16 protein-coding genes are annotated in these 22,004 nt (G+C 38.7%); 6 read left to right on the top strand and 10 right to left on the bottom strand.

The features are described from left to right. Positions 1-57 precede the first annotated feature (57 nt). From QL986_RS08085 to QL986_RS08070, 4 genes are all read right to left on the bottom strand, one after another. A complete protein-coding gene (locus QL986_RS08085; RefSeq protein ID WP_076922229.1) occupies positions 58-459 on the bottom strand; it encodes a DUF6691 family protein in 402 nt (133 codons plus the stop codon). 3 nt (positions 460-462) lie between these two features. After that, a complete protein-coding gene (locus tag QL986_RS08080; protein WP_076922230.1) occupies positions 463-876 on the bottom strand; it encodes a YeeE/YedE thiosulfate transporter family protein in 414 nt (137 codons plus the stop codon). Between the two features lie 3 nt (positions 877-879). After that, a complete protein-coding gene (locus QL986_RS08075) occupies positions 880-2,139 on the bottom strand; it encodes an outer membrane protein transport protein (protein ID WP_096038612.1) in 1,260 nt (419 codons plus the stop codon). A gap of 201 nt (positions 2,140-2,340) precedes the next feature. Further along, the gene (locus tag QL986_RS08070) at positions 2,341-3,765 is read right to left on the bottom strand and encodes a sugar porter family MFS transporter (protein ID WP_096038611.1); all 1,425 of its coding nucleotides are present in this window, start codon (positions 3,763-3,765) and stop codon (positions 2,341-2,343) included. Positions 3,766-4,251: 486 nt separating this feature from the next. Between QL986_RS08070 and QL986_RS08065 the strand changes: the two genes are divergently transcribed. Next, positions 4,252-6,408: an exonuclease domain-containing protein gene (locus QL986_RS08065; RefSeq protein WP_096038610.1), complete on the top strand. Its 2,157-nt coding sequence runs from the start codon at positions 4,252-4,254 to the stop codon at positions 6,406-6,408. A 240-nt stretch (positions 6,409-6,648) separates the two neighbouring features. Then, positions 6,649-7,176: a sel1 repeat family protein gene (locus QL986_RS08060; RefSeq protein ID WP_290191451.1), complete on the top strand. Its 528-nt coding sequence runs from the start codon at positions 6,649-6,651 to the stop codon at positions 7,174-7,176. A 2-nt stretch (positions 7,177-7,178) separates the two neighbouring features. Here the strand turns inward: QL986_RS08060 and QL986_RS08055 are convergent, their stop codons facing one another. The 6 genes from QL986_RS08055 to dinG are packed head-to-tail and all read right to left on the bottom strand — an operon-like array spanning position 7,179 to position 11,995. Next, positions 7,179-7,331, bottom strand: a complete 153-nt coding sequence (locus tag QL986_RS08055; RefSeq protein ID WP_138764509.1) for a YbaM family protein — start codon at positions 7,329-7,331, stop codon at positions 7,179-7,181. Then, on the bottom strand, positions 7,324-7,596 hold the full coding sequence (locus QL986_RS08050) for a late competence development ComFB family protein (RefSeq protein ID WP_013465384.1): 273 nt from the start codon (positions 7,594-7,596) through the stop codon (positions 7,324-7,326). Before QL986_RS08050 ends, QL986_RS08055 begins: the two co-directional genes overlap by 8 nt. Positions 7,597-7,646: 50 nt before the next feature. Then, a complete protein-coding gene (locus QL986_RS08045; protein ID WP_290191450.1) occupies positions 7,647-8,534 on the bottom strand; it encodes a histone deacetylase in 888 nt (295 codons plus the stop codon). Beyond that, positions 8,534-9,142, bottom strand: a complete 609-nt coding sequence (locus QL986_RS08040) for a primosomal replication protein (RefSeq protein ID WP_096038607.1) — start codon at positions 9,140-9,142, stop codon at positions 8,534-8,536. Before QL986_RS08040 ends, QL986_RS08045 begins: the two co-directional genes overlap by 1 nt. A 1-nt stretch (position 9,143) precedes the next feature. Beyond that, positions 9,144-9,920, bottom strand: coding sequence for a TSUP family transporter (locus QL986_RS08035; RefSeq protein WP_016898974.1), 777 nt, complete (start codon positions 9,918-9,920; stop codon positions 9,144-9,146). Beyond that, positions 9,920-11,995: an ATP-dependent DNA helicase DinG gene (dinG, locus tag QL986_RS08030; RefSeq protein WP_028834065.1), complete on the bottom strand. Its 2,076-nt coding sequence runs from the start codon at positions 11,993-11,995 to the stop codon at positions 9,920-9,922. The genes QL986_RS08035 and dinG overlap by 1 nt, the downstream gene beginning before the upstream one ends. Positions 11,996-12,055: 60 nt before the next feature. On the opposite strand from dinG, the gene QL986_RS08025 reads away from it, so the two are divergent. From QL986_RS08025 to QL986_RS08010, 4 genes are all read left to right on the top strand, one after another. Continuing rightward, entirely contained in the window at positions 12,056-14,401 is a 2,346-nt protein-coding gene (locus tag QL986_RS08025) for a DNA polymerase II (protein WP_096038922.1), read from the top strand. A 416-nt stretch (positions 14,402-14,817) separates the two neighbouring features. Next, complete coding sequence (locus QL986_RS08020; RefSeq protein WP_058154991.1) at positions 14,818-17,589, top strand: TonB-dependent receptor; 2,772 nt, start codon at positions 14,818-14,820, stop codon at positions 17,587-17,589. 66 nt (positions 17,590-17,655) lie between these two features. After that, positions 17,656-18,351 carry a 2OG-Fe(II) oxygenase family protein gene (locus tag QL986_RS08015; protein WP_013465377.1) on the top strand — a complete coding sequence of 232 codons (696 nt, stop codon included), beginning with the start codon at positions 17,656-17,658 and terminating at the stop codon, positions 18,349-18,351. 483 nt (positions 18,352-18,834) lie between these two features. After that, positions 18,835-21,726 carry a TonB-dependent receptor gene (locus QL986_RS08010; protein ID WP_058154990.1) on the top strand — a complete coding sequence of 964 codons (2,892 nt, stop codon included), beginning with the start codon at positions 18,835-18,837 and terminating at the stop codon, positions 21,724-21,726. Positions 21,727-22,004: the final 278 nt, after the last annotated feature.

Raw genomic sequence — 22,004 nt, 5'->3', positions numbered from 1 at the left:
CACAGCATAGATCACGGTTAGCATGCTAAGTGGCCGAGGCGTGCTCGGCAATTCATATTATACTTTTTTGGTCAGCCACATACCGCCAAGTACGGAAGCAAAAAATAACCAAAACTCTGTTTTAAGTGATACCAGTTGTACAAGCCCGGGGCCCGGGCACACGCCGCTTAAGCCCCAACCTAAACCAAATAAAATAGAGCCAGTAATTAACCGCGTATCGACCTTTTTTAAATCGCTAAGGCTTAGTTTGTCGGTAAACACCGGCGTGCCTTTTTTAGTGAGCCAAAACCATGCGCCCATCATAATGGTCATTGCAACAGCCATAACAATAATTAAGCTACCGTCCCATTGCTGATTAAAAGTGAGAAAGTTAAGCACTTTATCTGGGTTGGTCATGCCACTAATAATTAGTCCCAAACCAAATACAAACCCTAAAATAAGCGTAATAATTGCGTGCATGATTTACCCTACTAAATTAGCGGTGATAATGGCGATTGCCATAAACGTACAGGTTGATACCCATGAACGAGCCGAAAAGCGCGACATACCACACACGCCGTGACCACTGGTGCAGCCATTCGCTAACGTGGTTCCCGCACCGACCAAAAGCCCTGCAATAATAATCATCCAAGGGGATAAGCTTAATTCACCTACTAACAGCTCAGGGGCAAATAATTGAATAAATACACCTGCTAGTAATAACCCCATCATAAAACAAAGTTTCCAACGAGAAGCTGCTGCCAGTGGATTAAAAATTGATTTTATAAGCCCTGAAATTCCCGCCACTTTACCAAATAAAACCAGTAATAACGCGCAGGCTAGACCAATTAAACCACCGCCAATAGCCCCAGATAGTGGTGTGAATTCGGTTGTCATCGTTTAAATCCTCCAAGCAAGGGATACACCCAATCCTGATTGTTCCATTGAAATTGATAGTTGTTGATTAGGCGCTAAATAGTTTGCACCTGCTACATTTTTAGAAGGTGAATAAAAAGCCATTGCGTTAAATTGCACCGCGTCACTAAGTGCATGACTAATGCCTGCTGTAAAATGCCATTCTTGTACACCGGGCGCTAAAATATTAAATAAAATGTCAGATGATGGAATGGGTTGCTCGGTATAAGAAGCACCAAACCTAATTTTTTGTTGCTCAGTGCGTTGCCATTGATAACCCAGTTTATAAATACTCATATCGTGCCAACGAAAGCCTGCTCCGGCTTCAGCCCCTAGTGGCGCTGACATTAAATTAGTAATAGGGTTGGCGATACTTTTTACTTCACTGTAATTTATTTTTTGCCAATCAAACACCACTTGGTGCGATGGTAAAAACTGCCAAGCGGTACCGAGCTGAATAGAGCTTGGTAAATCAAACCCGCCTTGCTCTGCAAACAGGCCGCTGTAACGGTCAAATTCATCCATAGACACTGATGAACGGTAACTGGCGCCCCAGCTAAATGACGAGTTAATAATGTGGCTGATCCCAAGTTGCATTCCAATGCCTGTGCTGGTATCAACGCCATTATTAGACAGCGCCTCTGGCTTTTGCGAAAAGGCGGCAAAATTTGCCAAACCTTGTGCTTCAAATTGTTGCACTACATAAATAGCAGATACACCTAGGCGTATTTGTTCATTTAATTGATAGCTCATGGTTGGGCTGACAAATAACTGTTTTAAGTCAACACCAGTGGTGCCGCCATAAAATGTGCCTTGAGGGGCAGAATCAGCCACATATTCTGTGTTCATTCCGCCGTTACCGTAAACTAATAGGCCAATATTAATGCGCTCATTTAGTTGATGGCCAATAGCAAATTCGGGAATTGCAAATAAGCTGTTATCACTTTTTTTGGTGGTTGCGTCCAAATACAGTGCATTGGGAAAGTATTCATCGACCTTTGCAGCGGTGTAGTTACGCTCAGGAGCAAATAATTCTATACCTACCGACATTTGCGTGCCATTAGCTGAAAAAGTAGCCGGGTTATTTGCACCCGACATTAATTCTTCTGATAACGCTACACCAGCACCTGCCATGCCTTTGTGAGTCATACCGTAGCCATGGGTAAAATAGCCATTCGTTGCAAATACATTAAATGTGCTTAACGCAGAGGTGAAAACAAGGCCTGAGAGTAACTGTTTTTTCATTTAAATTGAGATTAAGTAGAAAAAGTTGGTGAACAATAGCTAACTTTTTATATTCCAAAAAAGAACTTTAAAAGATTATATATACTAAAAAAGCATATTGTTTGTGGATGAGGAACAGGTAATGAAAGTGCTTACAAAGGAGGGTTAAATACGCTGGAGTAAAACAGCATTATTAAGCGCTATTTTACTCCAGCCAAGTAATTACATTGACTCTAATTTCATGCCGCGTGTTTCTTTAATGTATTTGACCACAAAGAACACACTAATAAACGCTGAGAGAGTGTAAAAACCATAGGCGCCTGCTAAACCAATACTACCTAGCATGATAGGGAAGGTCATAGTAATAGCAAAGTTAGCTATCCACTGCGCACTAGCAGCAACTGCAAGCGCTGCACCACGGATGCGGTTATTAAACATTTCGCCAAGCAGTACCCACACAATTGGGCCCCAGCTTAAACCAAAAAATACCACAAACAGGTTAGCCATTATTAAAGCAAAGGTACCCATATTTTCACTAAGTGCTAACTTGCCCGCTTCATCAAGGCCTGCACTGCCAAAGGTGTAGGTAAGTGCACTTAAACTAATAAACATACCTATACTACCTACCAGTAACAATGGCTTACGTCCCACTTTATCAACTAAAGCAATGGCAATAAAAGTAGACAAAATATTAGTGGTACCCGCAAGCACGTTTATAAACAGTGATTGTGATTCATCAAAACCAGCGGCTTGCCAAAGTTCTGAACCGTAATAAAATACCACGTTAATACCAACAAATTGTTGAAACACTGACAAGGCCACACCCACCCAAACAATAGGGTGTACTTTTTTACTGCCATCAATATATAAGTCGCGAATACTTGGTTTTTTATCACTTTTCAGAGACTGCTTTACGTCACTGATTTGTGTATCAGCATCGTCATTTGAGATTTTATTAAATACAGTTTTAGCGTGTTTAAGCTTGCCTTGTGCGACTAAGTAACGCGGTGACTCAGGAATAAAAAGTACGCCAATCAAAAATAAGCCTGCAGGAACCAGTTCAGCCCAAAACATCCAGCGCCATGCAGCTAAGTCTAACAGTAAAATACCCTCGGCACCGCCTGCGGCATTAGCAATTAGGTAGTTACTTAAAAAGGCAGCAAACAGACCCAGCACAATAGCAAGCTGCTGCAGTGTTGCTAAACGGCCGCGTAAGCTGGCAGGTGCTACTTCTGCAATATAAGCCGGCGCTAAAACAGATGCCGCACCTATACCTAATCCACCAAATAAGCGGTAAAAAATAAACTCAGCTGAGCTATCAGCAATACCAGAGCCAAATGCACTGATAGCAAATATAAGTGCAGTGACAATCATAATAGCGCGACGGCCAAATTTGTCAGCTAATGGGCCAGCAGCTAAAGCACCCAGCGCACAACCAAGTAAAACAGAGGCAACATTAAACCCTGTTGCTACACTGCTTGAGTTAAATGTATTACCTAATGCCGATACAGTGCCGTTTATAACGCCTGAATCAAAACCAAATAAAAAGCCACCAATGGCGGCAACAGCCGATATAAAAATAACGTATAAAAGTGAGCACTTTGCCGCTGCGCTTTGCTCACCTTTAGTTGCATGCTGTGTTGTCATGTTGTTCAATCCTAATTTTTATTATGTGTAATGAAGTTAAAGTACCACTAATAATTTGCGGGCAACCTTAGCACAGAGTAATCACGCTAAAAAAGATATTTCAATAGTAATACGTATGCATAAATAAATTAATTGAGTTGTGCGAGGGTCTGTTTATCTTTTGAGATTGAAGTTTCAGCAGTGTGTTTGGTTTTTAAGCAAAATAGATCTTTTGCCATGTGAATGCCCGTAAATAGGTACTAACGCTTCGTTAATGTTAAACACGCACTGCTTGAAGGGTTCTGCTATCTACACAGGTGAAGATAAGGTGCAGGGTATAAAAAGGGTGCTCGGTTTTAACTTAGTTTATTAGGTAACAAACCTCGCTGAAATTAAAGCGCCCGAGATTGAATCAATTTAAATTCTAAAAGGCTATTAACTCCTAATTGGGTTGCTAAAAGCGCTCAAATAATTATACTGTTTTTATATACAGCATTGGCGGTTTTTATGAGAAAAGAGTTACCAGCAAAATATTATTTGGCACATTTTAAAGAGCTAATAGGCTTTGTGAGCGATAAATGTATGCATTTACTTGAGCAAAAGCACATTACATTTATTAATAAAATAAACACGCTCGACGAGCAAAGCCAATGCATGCTAGCACGAATTTATTCTCGTAAGCCTTATTTAGTGCAAACTCAGTCATTAAATTATGAAGAGATTATTTCGCCTTATCAGTCACTTTTTAATTTAAAAACAGCCGGATTAGTATATGAACCCTCACAAACAGACGCTAAGCAACTGCTTAGTCATCTAACAAAGCCGGCCTTAATTGAGTTGTTAGCTCAACAAGAGCAGCCACCATTATTTAAAAAAAGTGCTGCTAAAAGTTGTTTAGTTGAAGTCGCTATTTCATTTTTTGAATCTAAGCCAGAGCGTCTTTCGCATTTGTATAATCAGTACGTGATCAATAATAGAGAAGAGTATTACGAGTATTTTGAATTTTTGTATATTGGCAGGCTCAGTGCCGGTGATGTTAATCATCAAAACCGGTTTGTACTAAGAGATTTAGGGGTAACTCCTGTTAGGCAAGGGCATAATGAAAGTTTGTCTCGCTTTGACTCAATTGAGGAAGCGCAATCTAACTATGTGTTAAACCGTTTTCGGTTAGCTGTTAAAAACGCGAAAGATGACAATGAAAATGAGATGCTAGCAAAACAATTAATTAATGAATTAGCAGTAGGGGTTATAGCTCGAGAGCTAAAGAATAAGTTATTGGTCATACTTTATAAGCAACTAAAAACAACTAACCCTGTATTAGCGTTTGATGTACTTAATGCCTGCGAAGACGATACGCACGCACTAGAAATTCAAATAAGAGAGCAATACCGTTTAGGTAATAAAGAATGGGTAAAGGCGCAACTTGAGAAAATTATAGAAAATCCGCTCACCGATGAGTTACTGTACTTTGCGGATGACTTTTTAATGCGCAAATTTAACAAGCAAACACGCTCACGGCTTAGTGAAATGTTAGCCAGTACACGCTGTATTATAGAAGTTGATGAACTTTACCGTGGCGATGTTGAGTTAGGTGTAAGTGATCACTACACTCGTCAAGGCAAGCAGGTTTTTTATACTGAGAATACCTTGTGGCAAAGCTTATTTGCGCTGGTTTTTTGGCAGGAACTTTTTATTGAAACCCCAACCCCCCCCTGCAATGAATTTGATATTTTCCCGCAAGCGTTAAAAACAGACTCCTTTTACTTAAATCAATCCTCACAAATAGAAGCGCGGCTGGCTGCGTGTAATAGTACCTCCAAATTGCTGCGTTTAGTGTGTCACCATGCAGCGAAGTATTATGAGCAACCAAATGGCTTATTTAGATGGCACAAAGATGTATTAAAGCCATTAGAGATGCTTATTTTAAACAGCCCGATAAATGCGCTATTAAGCCATTTAAAAAACATGGCAAAAAACTATCGACAATTAAAAGATGGTTACCCCGATTTAATGATTGTTGATAACAGCGCAGTTCATTTTGAAGAGGTAAAAGCGCCCGGAGACAAGCTTAAAAGAAACCAGCTAGTGAGCATCGATAATTTAAAAAACAGTGGTTTTAAAGTCAATATTGCAGCGGTGAAGTGGTATGTAGACCCTAACCGTATTTATAGTGTAGTTGATATTGAAACTACAGGAGGCCTCAAAGGCGGTAACCGCATTACCGAAATTGGTATTGTTAAAATAAAGCAGGGCGAAATAGTTGATACATGGACCACATTGATAAACCCAGAGCGTCCCATCCCGCGTTTTATTACCTCGCTTACAGGCATTAACGATGCCATGGTAAGCAATGCGCCCATATTTAGCGAGATTGCAGCGCCGTTACTGAATCAATTATCAGGCAGTATTTTTGTGGCGCATAATGTTAATTTTGATTATGGATTTATTAAAAAAGAGCTTGAGAGGATAGGGATTAATTTTAAAATGCCGAAACTGTGTACAGTCGTTGAATCACGCAAAGCATTTAAGGGATTAAAGTCATACTCACTCGGTAATTTATCGGCACACTTTAATTTAGACTTAACCAATCATCACCGTGCATTAGACGATGCCAAAGCGGCCGCGCAGTTATTATTACTGGTTCAGCAAACGGACAGTCAGTGATAGATTTACGTCAGTTAAATGCATTGTGCGTAAAGTAAAGTACCTTATGTATAAATACAGGGTATTAAAAAATAGGTTTATCTATTTTTAATGGGCGATTAAAACTGCGCTTATAAAAATAATCGCTGTAAGCTTTGCAATCCCATGATAATATTAAATTTATGTTAACAGGTTTTAGGGCAGATGCTTTAAAAGTGGTGTATGTTTCTGGGCAAAAACAATAATAAATTAAGGATAATAATGAATCATCGACAATTGAGTGCCACTTTGCTGGTATTGATGGCTTTAATAACTGGCTGTAATTCGTCACCAATAAGTCTTTACAGCGATAATACCATGAAGAAAAAAGAATATAATGGTGTTAAGGCATACAAAAAAGGGGAGTTTGAAGAAGCTTTTAACTATTTAGAAGAGCCTGCTGCATTGGGTTATAAAAGTGCACAATACACCCTAGCGTTTATGTTTTTAAAAGGGCAATATCTAGAGCAATCAACTAAGCTTGGTATGGGGTGGTTAGGTGTTGCAGCAGAAGCTGGCGTTGAAAATTGGTCACAACAATATGATACTTTTTATGCCGCAGCGACAACAGAAGACAAACAAGAAATAGATGCAATTGTTGCCGTTTATATTGAGCAGTTTGGTGTTAAAGCTCAAAACATGACCTGCCGTAGGTCAACATCACCGAGACGAACATTCGGCGAAATTAAAATTGATTGTAATAAACACGATGGTATTGTCACCGTTCATGAAATACAAACAATAGAGTAAAGCTAGTTACTAACTAGCTTTTTCTCAAAGTCACTTTTTACGATATCGAGCGCTTTTAATACTTCTTCGGGCTCTACATCGTGTTGCTCTAATATCATAATTAAATCAACAGCCAGTTTTATGTGTGTAGGGGCGTCTTCTAGCGAGTTACTCATTAATATCTTTCTTTTTAGCAATCTGATCAATCGCAAAGTTAATGGCAAGTTCAACGCGTTGCTGCATATCTAAACGATCTGTTTGGGTTAGATAAAACGCCATGTCTACATCGTATCGAATATAGCGAGGTGGTAACTGATTGAGCACGGTACAGCAAAAGTCAGCCATTACATCGTCGTTGTAACGTTCATTAAGTTTACGTTTTTCTATTTCTTCTAAAACGAGTTTTTCGTAAAAGTTGTGTATGTCATCATCTAATCGCATATTCCTGTCACTCTTTTTTATTGTCTGTAATGAGTCTATACCAAGGATTGTTATAAATCGAGAGCCGCTTTAAATAGTTGCTTATGGACACTAACTAAATTGTTGATGTTACGTTGATAACCCCCACCTAAAGCGCACATAAGCGGGATGTTTCGCTGCTTACAAAAGTTAAGAACAGCAAAGTCGCGCGCGTATACGCCAGCCAAAGAAACATCAAATAAGCCAAGTTCGTCTTTGGTATAAATATCGGCGCCCGCATTATATAAAATAATATCGGGCTGGTGGAGGCGAACACATAACTCAAGAGCTTGCTCTAGTGTTGTTAAATACTCTGCATCAGTGGTGTTTGCAGGTAAGGCAAAGTCGTAGTTTGAGTGCTGTTTTTGCCGAGGAAAGTTTTGTTCACAGTGAATTGAGCAGCTAATTATGTGCTCATGGTGCTGGGTTATTTGTGCTGTGCCGTCACCTTGATGCACGTCACAATCAAATATTAATACGGTGTCGGCTTGCTCTGTTGCAATAAGGTGGGCTGCCGCAATGGCTAAATCATTAAAAATACAAAAGCCACTACCGTAATTGCTGTAAGCATGGTGGTAGCCGCCACTTAAATTAGCCGCTAAGCCGGTTTGCATTGCATTCTCAGCTGCTTGAATACTGGCACCAACAGAATAAAGGGTTCGCTCGACTAGTTCAGGTGAGTGCGGAAATCCCATTTTCTTCACCGCTTTGTCAGTCAACGACCCGTTTAAAAAGTCAGCAATATAATCTGAGCTATGGCATAAGCTTAACTGCGCTGTAGTTGCAGGCGAAGGCGATATAAACTGGGTGTAGCCTAAAAATTCAACTTCATGCTTGAGCTGCTGATACTTTTTAATTGGAAAGCGATGGCGTTCAGGTAACTCTAATTGCGAGTACAGATGGTGATAATAAAGCTGCATTAGCGTAACTGTTGTTTTTCTACTTGTTGAATTTTGTCTTCGGTGGCAGAAATTGCTTTTCTACAACGCCCGAGTCGTGCATGAGTGGTTAAAATTTCTTGATTAAGTTTTTGTGTTTGCGCAGGTGATGCTTTTTCCATTTGTAACTTACGCTCTTCAATCATCAGTACTAGGCGGCGTTCAAACTCATGGTTTTGTTTAAGCTCATCATATAACTCATGGGATGATTGCATGATTTTTTGCACTGCTTGTTTGTAAATAGGCTGTTTGGCACGAGGCTTATAATGACTTTTGTTTTCTTTCACCCAAATAGGGGTCGATTTAATTACATTAAAGACCGCTTGTACCTGACTAGCAATGCGCTCAAGTGCGTAAGTGTAGGCATGGCGGTGATCGCTCGGTGGTAGGCTGGCTATTTCATCTTCTATTTCTACTACGTAATCAACCAAGTTCATGCTTTTGGTGCTAAATACGGCTCTGTCAAATAAGCTTGGCTGTGCCTGCATATAACGATTTTTAGCAAATAATTTTGCTTTATCAAATTGCTCAGCTTGTTGCTTAAGCGTAGCAACTTGTTGGCGTAGTTTGTCTAAAGCAGCAGATTGCATCTTAAAAGTATGCCTCGTAAATTAGTTTTAACGCTAAAAGTATAACCATAGTATTAAATACTGGGCGAATAAATTTACTGCCAAAACGAATAGCTGAATGTGCGCCAAACCATGCACCAAGCATGATAAAGAAGCCCATTGTAATTCCCAGTAAAAAGTTAACATGGCCAAGTGCAACAAAGGTGATCAGAGAGATGAAGTTAGAAACAAAATTCATTGAACGCGCCAAACCACAATTGAGTAGCAAACTCATTTTATAAAGCATACCGTTTGAGGCAGTCCAAAAAGTTCCCGTTCCAGGCCCAGCTAAACCATCAAAAAAACCTAGGCTTAATCCTTGTAGCCACTGTTTTACTTTTATTGTGCGGGTTAATTTAGGCAGATCATCACTTTGTGTGGTACTTAAATTACCAAACAAGCTGTAGCAAGCCACTAAAATAATAATAATGGGTAAGAGCTTATTTAAAAACTCGATACTTAAATGATCAACAATAAGTGTGCCTAACAAAGCACCTATGGCGGTAGCCATAATAGAAGCAAACCAAAATCGTGGGTTAAATAGTTGTTTTTTATAATAGGTGATACTGGCCGTTAACGAGCCAAAACTGGCGGCCAATTTATTAGTGCCAAGCGTTAAATGAGGAGGTAATCCTGCCGTTAACAGTGCTGGTACAGTGAGTAATCCACCGCCGCCAGCAATAGCATCAATAAAGCCCGCTAAAAGTGCAACGCCACATAAAATAGCCCAAGTTGTTGGGTCGAGTGCAAGTTCAAACATCAGTAATCTATTTGTCTTTTAAAAGGTGGTAAGGTGTCAAGCATGGCTTTGCCATATCGTTTGGTGACTAGGCGTCTATCTAAAATAGTTATTGTGCCTGCATCACTTTCTTTGCGCAGCAGTCTACCACAGCTTTGTACCAATTTCTTTGCTGCGTCTGGGACGGTTATCGATAAAAACGGATTCCCCCCTTTACTTTGCACAAACTCCGCTTGTGCTTCTTCTATTGGCGAGGTGGGCACCGCAAACGGAATTTTGGTAATAATCAGGTTTTCTAAATATTTTCCAGGTAAATCAAGCCCTTCAGAAAGACTTTGGGTACCAAATAAAATACTGCCTTTGCCTTCATCAATATTTTTAGTATGTAATTTGAGTAAAGCTTCTCGCGACATTTCACCTTGTACTAATAAGTTAAATCCTTTTGTTCTAAGAAACTTACTTACATGGTCCATTTGCCAGTAAGAGGCAAATAACACTAAGTTGGCTTTTTTAGTGTTTAGATACTCGGGTAATGTTTTAGCAATATGATCGCTAAACTCTTTATCTGTTGGCTCTATACTTGAGGCCGGAATGCGTAAAGTGGCTTGTTTTGGGTAGTCAAACGGAGAGGGGACTTTAATAAATTTCACCCCTTCCTCTTTGGCAAGGCCGCTTTCATAGGCAAAATGATCAAATGAACCGAGTGCGCTCAAGGTAGCTGAACATAACACGGCTCCAGCACATTCGTTCCATAGCTTATCTTTTAAATAGTAACCGACTTCAATAGGGCAGTCGCTAAGCAGGTGATCATGATGGCTTTTATATTCAAGTCGTTTTATCCATCGCGCATGCGGTGTGCCTTCGCCTTTAGTAGCGTAACTAAACCATAATTTATTAAGTTGTTCTAACCGGTTTATGTATTGCCCACTTTCAGCCAGAATGGGGTCGGCAACATAAGGTTTAATATCACCGTCGCTTACATCTTGTGTGAGGGTATCGTGCATCTTATTTAAACACCGTAATGCATCAAGCGTGGCTTCGCTAATGTCTTTTGCTTTTGCGTGTAACGATTTAGGAATTTCACCATGTTCAAAGCGATAGGTATCGTCTTTTGAATATTCAAAATCGGCGTTGTCGAGTATATCGCGCACCACTTTTAAATCTTTGTTGGCATCGTTAACGCTATCGCATAACTTAAAGTTTTGCCCAATGCCTTTTTGACCCACTAACACTTTGGCCATTTTGCCACTGAATTTAGTAAGTTTGTCGAGCCAATCTATCGTGCCTTTTATCGTAGCTGCAGCAGATGAAAAGTCGCGGGTAATATGTGCAAGGTGGTGCGCTTCATCGATTACATAAATGGTGTTGTCGGGTTCGGGTAAAATTTTTCCGCCCCCTAAGTCTAAATCGGCTAACAGTAACGAATGGTTTATAACCAATACATCCATTTGCATTAACTGCTGGCGGGCGAGTTGAAAAGGACATGTTTGGTGTGCTTTCATCTGGCGTTGGCAAGCATGCTTATCGCAAGCAATGAGCCCCCATACTCTATCAGGAATGGTATCGGCCCAGCTGTCTCTATCACCTTGCCATTTTTTATTGATATAGGCATCGTAAAGTTGCTTTAAGCACTTAGTTTCCATATCGCTTAATGGCGATGTAAGGGTAGGCATAAACTCCATTTGAGTTTGGCTATCGCTGTTTAGTGCATTATGAAGTTTGTGTGCACAAATATAACGTTGGCGACCTTTGACTAAATCAAATTTAAAATCGAGTCCTGAGTGCTTTTTAAAAAACGGCAGTTCTTTAGCGATTAACTGCTCTTGCAAAGCCACAGTAGCCGTAGAAATAACCAGTTTCTTTTTTTGTGCTAATGCCAGAGGCAGAGCGCCTAGGCAGTAAGCTAATGACTTTCCGGTGCCTGTGCCTGCTTCAATAACACAAATACGTTGTTTTTTATGGTATTCACCGGCTAATGTTTTTGCTATTTCAGCAACTAAATAGTTTTGACTACTGCGAGGGCGGTAATCGGTTAGGTTATTTGCAACATGCTGGTGTACTTGTCTAATTGTTTTTTTAAGTGAGCTCGATAGCATGTGATGATTAACCTAAAATATGTATATAATTACAGTGTATATATTAAGTGGGATCGAACATTGACACAAGCAATCTATCAGGGCTTTATTTTATCAAGGCAACAATACAGCGCTAAAAATACGCAAGGTATTACTTTGTGTTATTGGCTAAGCTCTGATCATGGCCCACTTAAAGTTATTATTGAAAACCAGCAGGCAGTGTTTTTCATCCCATTGTCAGCGCAACATACTGCAAATACTTTACTCGCACAGGCAAATATAAAAGCGCAGTTTAATAAGGTTGAGTTGTGTCATTTTAGTGGCAACGAATGTGTTGCCTGTTACTTTAACGATATAAAAAGTTTATATACTGCACGCGCTCTTTTAGAGCAAGCAATGCCTATTTACGAAGCCGATGTACGCCACAGTGACCGCTTTTTAATGGAGCGCTTTATTAAAGGAGGTGTGTGGGTAACGGGTAACGCCACAACTAAAAATGGCTTTATTGAAATTAGTGACGCAAAGTTAAAAGCAAACAAAGATTACACGCCAACGCTTACATCTATTTCTTTGGATATAGAATGTAATGGCGATGGGGTGTTATTTAGTGTAGCACTGGTGGGAAATGGCTTAGATTGTGTATTGATGATAGGGGAGCCGCAGCAAAGTGATTCGACATTTGAAATAGACTGGTGCTATGACGAAATTAACCTGCTTACCAAGTTGCAGCAGTACATTATAAATAACGATCCTGATGTTATTATTGGTTGGAATGTTATTGATTTTGACTTTAGTTTATTGCAAGAACGCGCAGAGGCGTTAGGACTTACTCTAAACTTTGGCCGAGATAATCAACCTTTATATATTAATAAGGGTCATTACACCCGATTAACGCTTCCTGGGCGGTGCGTCATTGATGGCATTGATACATTAAAAAATGCCACTTACCGATTTGACAGCTTTTCATTAGCCAATGTTGCAGAGCGTGTGCTTAACGAATCTAAATTAATAAAAACCGACAACCGACTAACTGAAATTGTTCGTCAATTTAACGAAGATAAGCTTTCTCTAGCGGCTTATAATCGTCAAGATTGTATTTTGGTTAATCAAATTTTCGAAAAATTAAAGCTATTTGAATTTGCCATTGTCAGAACCCAAATAACAGGGCTCGAACTGGAACGCATGGGTGGCTCGGTTGCCGCATTTACAAACTTATACTTACCGTTATTACACCGCAGTGGTTATGTTGCCCCCAATTTAGGCGATCATGGGCTCTCATTTGAGAGCCCAGGTGGCTATGTGATGGAGTCGACTCCAGGGCTGTATAAAAACGTTTTGGTATTGGATTTTAAAAGCTTATACCCTTCAATTATGCGTACGTTTTGTATTGACCCACTAGGTTTAATCGCAGGGTTAAATGCACCAGAGCAAGCGGTTGAAGGGTTTAATCAGGCGTTATTCTCAAGAACGCAGCACCATCTACCCAAATTAATTGCACACCTGACACAAACTCGCCAAGAGGCAAAAGACACTAATCAACCTATGCTCTCACAAGCGATTAAAATTATTATGAATAGTTTATATGGCGTACTCGGCTCTAAGGGTTGTCGGTTTTACGACCCGCGCTTATCGAGTTCTATCACGTTACGTGGCCATGAGATAATGCAAACAACCCGTAAATGGATAGAAGCGCAAGGCTTTGAGGTGATATATGGTGATACCGACTCTACGTTTGTAAAACTTTGTGAAGATAAAAGCCCTGAGCAATGCAACGAAATTGGCTGCCAACTTGTTCATCATATTAATACCATGTGGCAAGCTGATTTAAAACAACGCTATGATTTACATAGTTATTTAGAAATTGAATTTGAAACTCATTACAGTCCGTTTTTTATGCCAACTATACGAGGTAAAAAAACAGGCTCTAAAAAGCGATATGTAGGGCTAGTAACCAAAAATAATGAAAAAAAACTGGTATTTAAAGGTATGGAAACGGTACGTAGTGACTGGACTGAGTTTGCACAAGAGTTTCAAACACAATTATTTGAGACGTTATTTACTGACAACTTCGAAATACAGCAACTGCACGATATTATAAATAGCTACACTCAAAAACTTTATAATGGTGAGTTCGACCGTAAATTAGTATATAGAAAGCGGTTAGGGCAGCACCTTAACGATTACATCAAAAATATTCCTCCTCATGTTCAAGCTGTTAAAAAATACAAAGCGAATCATCCTGAGTTTGAAATAAAACGCGGGCAAGTGATTGAATATGTTTACGCAGTAACCGGCGCTGAGCTTTATAGCGGTAAAAACACTCTGAACTACCCACTGTACATTCAAAGACAGCTCGACCCTGTTGCGCAAATGATATTAAGCGCATTAAACACAGCATCTGAATCTACACAAGCCTCGTTGTTTTAGCTTAACTATGAGCTTAAAAAGTCTTTTATAGTTAATTATTCGCCTATAAACTTCAAAGGTGAATAAAAAATTTAAAGGTAAATTAACAATTGTGGCCTTGGTTACAATTTTATCTAAAAAGAATACAAAGCGTAATTTAAAAAATCATTTATTAAAACTCATAAAAATCAATTGTTTACCATGATGTTGTTTCTAATTATCAAGTTTGTTTCTAAATCGTATCCATAAATTAATTTAAAAAACTAATAAAATACCGCCAAAAATGATAATGAAAAGTCATGCAAAGTGCTTTTAAAGTTAATTTAATGTTGACCGCCTTGTGTTTGAAGTATTATCATCTGAAGCGTGATCACAAATTAATTAACAAGGTGTGATCAAAAAAATACAAAAACAAATAGTATTCTAGGGAGAATCAAATGTTAAATAACAAAGTTTCAAAAGCAGTTCGCTTAGCGATCGCTTTTGGTGCAGCTTCTACTGCTGCTTTCTCAGCAAGTTCATTTGCTGCAGAAGAAGGCGCAGAAAAAGTTGAACGTATTCAGGTTACAGGTTCACGCATCAAGCGTACTGATTTAGAAAGTGCTAGCCCGGTTTTAGTTCTTAGCCGTGATGATTTAAATGTTAGTGGTCAATTAAGCATCGGTGACATTCTTCAACAAATTCCAGCTGCGGGTGCTGCACTTAATACTGCCTTTAATAACGGTGGTACTGGCGCAACAAACATGGATTTACGTAACTTAGGCGCACAACGTCTTCTTGTATTAGTAAATGGTAAGCGCTGGGTTTCATCTTTAGGTTCTACAGTTGATTTAAACACAATCCCATCGTCAGCGATTGAACGTGTTGAAGTTGTTAAAGACGGCGCTTCTGCAATCTACGGTTCTGATGCTATTGCTGGTGTTGTAAATATCATCACTCGTAAAGATTTTGAAGGTGTTGAGGTTTCTGTATACGGTGGTGAAAACTTAAAGTACAACGATGGTCGCCAGTATTCTGCAGACATCACTGTTGGTACTACTTCAGACCGCGGTGGCTTAATGTTTAATGCTAGCCATGTAACTCAACAAGAAATTTGGGCAGGTGATCGCGATATTTCTTCTATGGGTAACAGCTCTACAACTGAAAAAGGCCGTTTACGTCTTACTTCAAGTGCAATCAGCCCTGATCTTCGAGATAGCTTACTTGCTCAAGGTTACACTGAAAACAACGCTGGTAAGTCAAACGCTGGTTTTGATTTAGTTCCTAATGGTGCAGGTTCAGCTGTAGGTTTAGATTCATTCCGTGACCGAGCTGGTGATGTTTACAACTACGCGCCTGAAAACTACCTTGCAACGCCACAAGAGCGTAACAGTTTTTATGTTCAAGCTTTTTATGACTTAAGTGATGACGTTCGTTTCGTTTCAGATTTCATGATGACTAACCGTAAATCTTCACAGCTACTTGCAGCGATGCCATTAACAATTGGTGCATCTTTTGGTGCAGCAGCTAGCCGAGTAGACATCCACGAAAATAATATCTACAACCCATTTGGTGAAACACTGTATGGTGATGCTTCTCGCTCAGGTGTAGAAGGTTATATCCCATTTGCTGGTCAACGTCGTTTTGTAGAAGCTGGTAACCGTATTTACAGACAAAATGATACTACTTACCGTGCAATGGTTGGTTTAGAGGGCGGTATTGGTGATACATCTTGGGTTTGGGATGCTTCTTACATTTATGGTAAGAATAGCCAAGACGTTTTAACAACAGGTCTACTTAACCTTACTCGTATAAACCAAGCATTAGGTGACAACTGTAATGCATCTACTTCTTGTGTACCACTTAACCTATTTGGTGGTGCTGGCTCAATTACACAAGATATGGTTGATTTTGTAACATTTGACAGTGTTTCTCGTGAAGGTTTAGAACTTAAAGATTACACAGTAAACTTTGCTGGTGATGCATTTGAGTTACCTGCAGGTGTTGTAGGTATGGCCGTTGGCTTTGAACGTCGTGAAGAGTCAGGTTACGATACGCCTGATCCACTAACTCAAAGTGGTGAAACTTCAGGTAACCAACGTGATGCAACTTCAGGTGGCTTCCGTTTAGATGAAGCTTATGTAGAGCTTTCAATTCCAGTATTTGATGGTTTAACTATTGCACCAGCAATTAGATTCTCTGACCACAGTGCATATGGTAGCAACTCTACAGCTAAAGTTGGTGTTGAATACCGTCCAATGGATGATTTACTTCTTCGTGGTACTTGGGCTGAAGGTTACCGAGCTCCTTCAATCTCTGACTTATATGCAGGTAATGCAGATGCATACCCTACATTAACAGACCCGTGTAACTCTGTAGAAGGTGTTGTTCCAAGCCTACCTGGTTGTGCTGGCGTACCAAATGGTTACACGCAAGCTAATACACAGATTCGTGAAACTCGCGTTTCTTCTCCAGATTTACAACCAGAAGAATCAGAATCTAAAACGTTTGGTATTGTTTATAACCCAAGCTATGTTGATGGTTTAGAATTCACAATCGATTACTACGATATCGAAGTTGAAAACTCAATTGGTCGTTACGGTTCTAATCGTATATTGAACGAGTGTACTTCAGGAAGTAATGCATCTTCTTGTGATTACATTGACCGTGATGCTAACGGTAATATCGTTGATTTACGTAACTTCCTACAAAACTCAGGTACCTACAATGTTGAAGGTATAGATTTTTATACTGCATACAAGTTTGATACTGAGTACGGTAGCTTCAGAACATCTCTTGATTTGTCTTATGTAATGACTAACGAGTTCGATGGCGAAGATCAAGTAGGCGTGCAGTATGGTGATGCTGGTTATCCTGAATATAAAGGCACATTTGCTCTAGATTGGTCTCAAGGTGACTTTGATGCGCATTGGCAAACACGTTATGTTGACCGTATGCAAAACTACTATGACATAGCTTACGGCGCAGAAAATTACCCAGGTATGGCTGATTACATTGGTTCTTACTTTGTACATGATGTATCTGTAGGTTATGCGCTAGACGCTTACAACACTAAAATTAGTGTAGGTATTGAGAACTTATTCGCGAAAGAACCTTCTCGTGAATACACTAACAATGACTTTGCAATCTCAACTAACAACTTCTCTGTTACAGAGTACGACGTTAATATGGATCGCTTTGTATATGTACGAGCTACAATTAAGTTCTAATAACTTAGAAACTTAAACTTTATTTAAAAGCCACTTTTTAGTGGCTTTTTTATTTTTGGAATATTTATGATTCAACTAAATAAAAATATTGATGTAGTTAATTTACATAGGGAATACTCTAAAAATAAGAGAATTATGGTTGATAGTGTTTTAGAGTTTGATGGTTTTTCTAAAATTACAGAAAAATTAAAACACAATATTCCTTATTTGAATGCATATTCTTTAAATGGCCAATACATTCAATCATCAGATGATGAATTAAAAAATATGTCTCCCAATAAAATGAGAGCGCTTCAGCAGACTATTTATGAAAATGCGAGTAAAGGGGTTGGCTTTTTTTATGGGCGATATGAAATAACTCAGAATGAAAAAGATGAGTTACTAAAGGATCTATTTAATTATCTTAATGGCCAAGAAGTTTTAAAATTGATTAGTGATGTTACAGGTGTAAAGGGTTTAAAAAGTGCAAGTGTGCAATTAACACGCTATGTACCAGGGAATTTTTTGACACGACATAATGATGTACTCCCTACAAAGCAAAGAGCAATCGCTTTTGTTTTTGGTTTTACACCACAGTGGCACCCAGACTGGGGTGGTTTGTTACATTTTTATGAAATGGATGGAAAGCTGACAGAGACGTTTATGCCCAAAAGTAATGTTTTATCCCTTTTTGATGTGCAATTACCACATTCTGTTTCTTATGTAACTCCATTTGCTCGTGCTGCAAGATACTCAATTACTGGCTGGTTTAACTTAAAATAATATTATTTAAGCGACGCCAAGTTAGTTTTATTAAGACTAATTAACATCTTTATTAATATGAGTAATAGGTAATCAGTAAAATTCTATTTAGACGAGGAGCCATGTAATTCTAAGAAATTGATAGATGAAAAAATTATTATTTGCTCTAAATAAAGCAAGTATTGTGATAACTACCTCATACAAAATAATTACTTAAGTTATTTAGTATTTAAACTTTATAATTAGCCCAAGCTTTTGATATTAAATAATTAATTGTTTTAAAAGTATACTTTTAATTTAAATCGTTTATTTAACTTTTGAAAGAACTTGGTGATAATGTAAAAAAATAAAGTTAAAAACTTTGTTCTTGTAATTTATGTGTAAATGGGTTGTTGACCTTGTGCATAAATTAAGCTTAAGATGTTAAATAACAGACAGGTTTTAATGCTGATATTTGCCTGTTTAGTTAAATAAAAAATATAATAACACCTTAGGGAGAATTTAATGTTGAACAATAAAGTTTCAAAAGCTGTTCGTTTAGCGATAGCTTTTGGTGCAGCTTCTACAGCTGCTTTCTCAGCAAGTTCATTTGCTGCAGAAGAAGAAAATGCAGAAAAAGTAGAACGCATTGAAGTAACAGGTTCACGTATATTACGTGAAGGCGCTATTTCACCATCGCCGGTAACCGTAATTACGGGCGAAGACTTAGTTAGCACTGGTGCTTTGAATATCGGTGAAGTACTAAACAAACTACCAGCCTTAGCAACTACCTATTCACTTGCAAACTCAGGCCGTTTTATCGGTACTGCTGGTATCAGTTTATTAGATTTACGTGGTATGGGCAGTGAACGTACATTAGTACTAGTTGACGGTAAACGTCATGTTTCTAGTGCCCCAGGAACATCTTCTGTTGATACGAATACCATTCCAAGCTCTTGGATTGAAAAAGTTGAGATTATTACTGGTGGTGCGTCTGCGGTATATGGTGCCGATGCGGTAACGGGTGTAGTTAACTTCATATTAAAGAAAGATATTACTGGTTTTAATGTATCTGCAACGAAAGGTTTTGCAGATAATAGTTCTTATCAAAATGAAAAATATACTTTTTCTTACGGTAAAGATTTTGCTGAAGGGCGTGGTAATGCTGCATTCTCTGTAGAATATAATACACAAAACTCATTGAATGCTTTAGACAACCCTTGGACTGCAACATCGTATGCATCCATGCCATATGATGTTGTGACAGGTCAATCTCGCCCAGAAGGTCAAATTGATAGCGAAGCTTATCCGGATAGAATAGTAGTCCCTAATGCTGGTTATTATTTAATTTCAAATCAAGGAACTGTTTGGAATCCAAATACAGGTGGTATTTTAGGTAAATTTAATGGTGATAGCTCATTAAACGATGTTTATACAGGTGCTATTGATGATGGCCAATTCTGTGGAAGCGCTGGTTGTGATTTCATTAACTTACGCCAATATTCAGAAATACAACCTAAGTTTGATCGCGTTAATTTTAACTTTAAAACGAATTATGACGTAACAGATGAATTAAACGCATATTTTCAAGCTAAATATTCTAAAACAGAAGGTGAAAATATAGGCCAACCTTTCTTCCGCTTCTTTAGTGGCGCAAATATGATACAGCGAGATAATGCATTTTTATCAGCTGACACTGCAGCATTGATGGATGAAGAAGGGCTATCAATGATCGGTGTAAACAAAATGTACAACGATGTTGGTCGCCGTTTAGAAGAAAATACTCGTGAAACAACTCGGTTTGTAGCAGGTATCCAAGGCTATATTACTGATGATTGGTCTATGGATATCTCTTTAGTTCATGGTAAGTCAGAGATAGAACGTATTAATGGCGCAAATGTTATTTTGGCTAATTATGCTAACGCTATTGATGCTGTGTTTGATGACAGTGGCAATATCGTTTGTCGTAGTGAAACTGCTCGTGCAGATGGTTGTGTTGCAGCAAATATTATGGGTGACGGCGCAATTAGCCAAGAAGCAATTGACTATGTGACAACAACATCAATTGGTACATCAGAAATCAAGCAAACTGTATTCAATGCAACATTTAGTAATTCGGCAATTTATGAACTACCAGCGGGTATGGTTGGTTTTGCTGGTGGTGTTGAGTACCGTGATGAAACAAGTGTGACGATTGAAGATGCTTTTGCTAAAACAGGGGCTACATTCTTTAATGCACTTGGTGAAACGGATGGTGGTTATGATGTAACAGAAGCGTTTTTTGAACTATCAGTACCATTAATTGAAGATGTATTCTTAATCGATACTTTAGTGTTTGACACAGCTGTACGTTATGCTGATTATTCAACTATAGGTGATGCTACAAGCTGGAAATTAGGCTTAGATTGGACTATTACGCCTGAATTACGTGCTCGTTTTACAGTATCTGAAGCGATGCGTGCGCCAAACATTGATGAACTCTTTTCTGGACAAAGTCAGTCATTTGCCAATGTAGATGATAAATGTAAAGTATCTGAGCTTGATCAGTTGAGTGATGCAGGCCGAGCTATTCGTGCAGCTAACTGTGCAGCGCTTGGTGTACCTGCTGATTTTGACTCAAGTTATGATAGCGCAACGCTTGAGACTTTAGTTGGTGGTAATCCAGACCTACAGCCAGAAGAATCTAGATCAATTACGGCAGGTATTGTTTACCAGCCAGAATGGTTAGAAGGCTTTAGTGTAACAGCCGATTACTGGGAAATTGATATTGATGACACAATTAGTGGTATTGGGTTTCAAACTATCATAGACCGTTGTGTAGATTCACCAACTGGTATTGACAATCAATTCTGTGGTCTTATAACTCGTGATCCAAATACAAGTGAAATTACCTTATTAAAAGGTTTTGCACTTAATATCGCACGCAGTCTTAATTCTGGTGTAGATTTTGAGGTGGGTTATGATTTTGATGCTCTAGGTGGTAGTTTTGGTACTAGCTTTATTGGTACTTATTTGATTGAAGCAAAGGATTATCCTTTCTCAGCTGAGCCTGAAAATTACACAGACTATGAAGGTGTATTAGGTAATGAAACATGGCAGGGTAGTATTTCTGTTGATTATACTTATGAAAACCTGGTTGTAGATTTTAGCACACGCTTTATTAACGGTGTTGAGTTATACAATCCTACACAAATAGAAGCAAACCCTAACCCGTCAAATGAAATGCGTTACGGTTCATATTTTATAACTGATGCTTCAGTCGCTTATAACTTTGACAGTGGTGTTGGCTTTAAGTTAGGTGTTGATAACTTATTCAATCGTGGCTTACCAGGAAGTACGACTGGCACAGGTGCAGGCTCAGCGATTTACGATAATATTGGTCGATTTGCCTACCTACAAGCTACTTACAAATTTTAAAGCTATTACCTATTAATATAATATTTTTATACTAATAGAGTTTCTTAGAATTGCAGATAAGTTAAGTATGTAATTAAATACCCTTAATCATTTTGATTAAGGGTATTTTTTTATATTTATACATAATATAGTTCTCTAAATTTATAAACAGTGAATCGCCCCGTGTTTGCCAGAGACTCAATAACTTGAGAAACTGGAACTATGAAAAAATCAAATCGCTATACATCAGAATTTCGTGAACGTGCAATTAGGCTTGTTACCACACAACAGCATGAATA

The sequence above is a fragment of the Pseudoalteromonas sp. APC 3250 genome, from assembly GCF_030407915.1.
GTDB lineage: Bacteria > Pseudomonadota > Gammaproteobacteria > Enterobacterales > Alteromonadaceae > Pseudoalteromonas > Pseudoalteromonas tetraodonis.
Note: the sequence above shows the minus strand (reverse complement) of the source record. Positions and strands in the feature narration are given on the sequence as shown.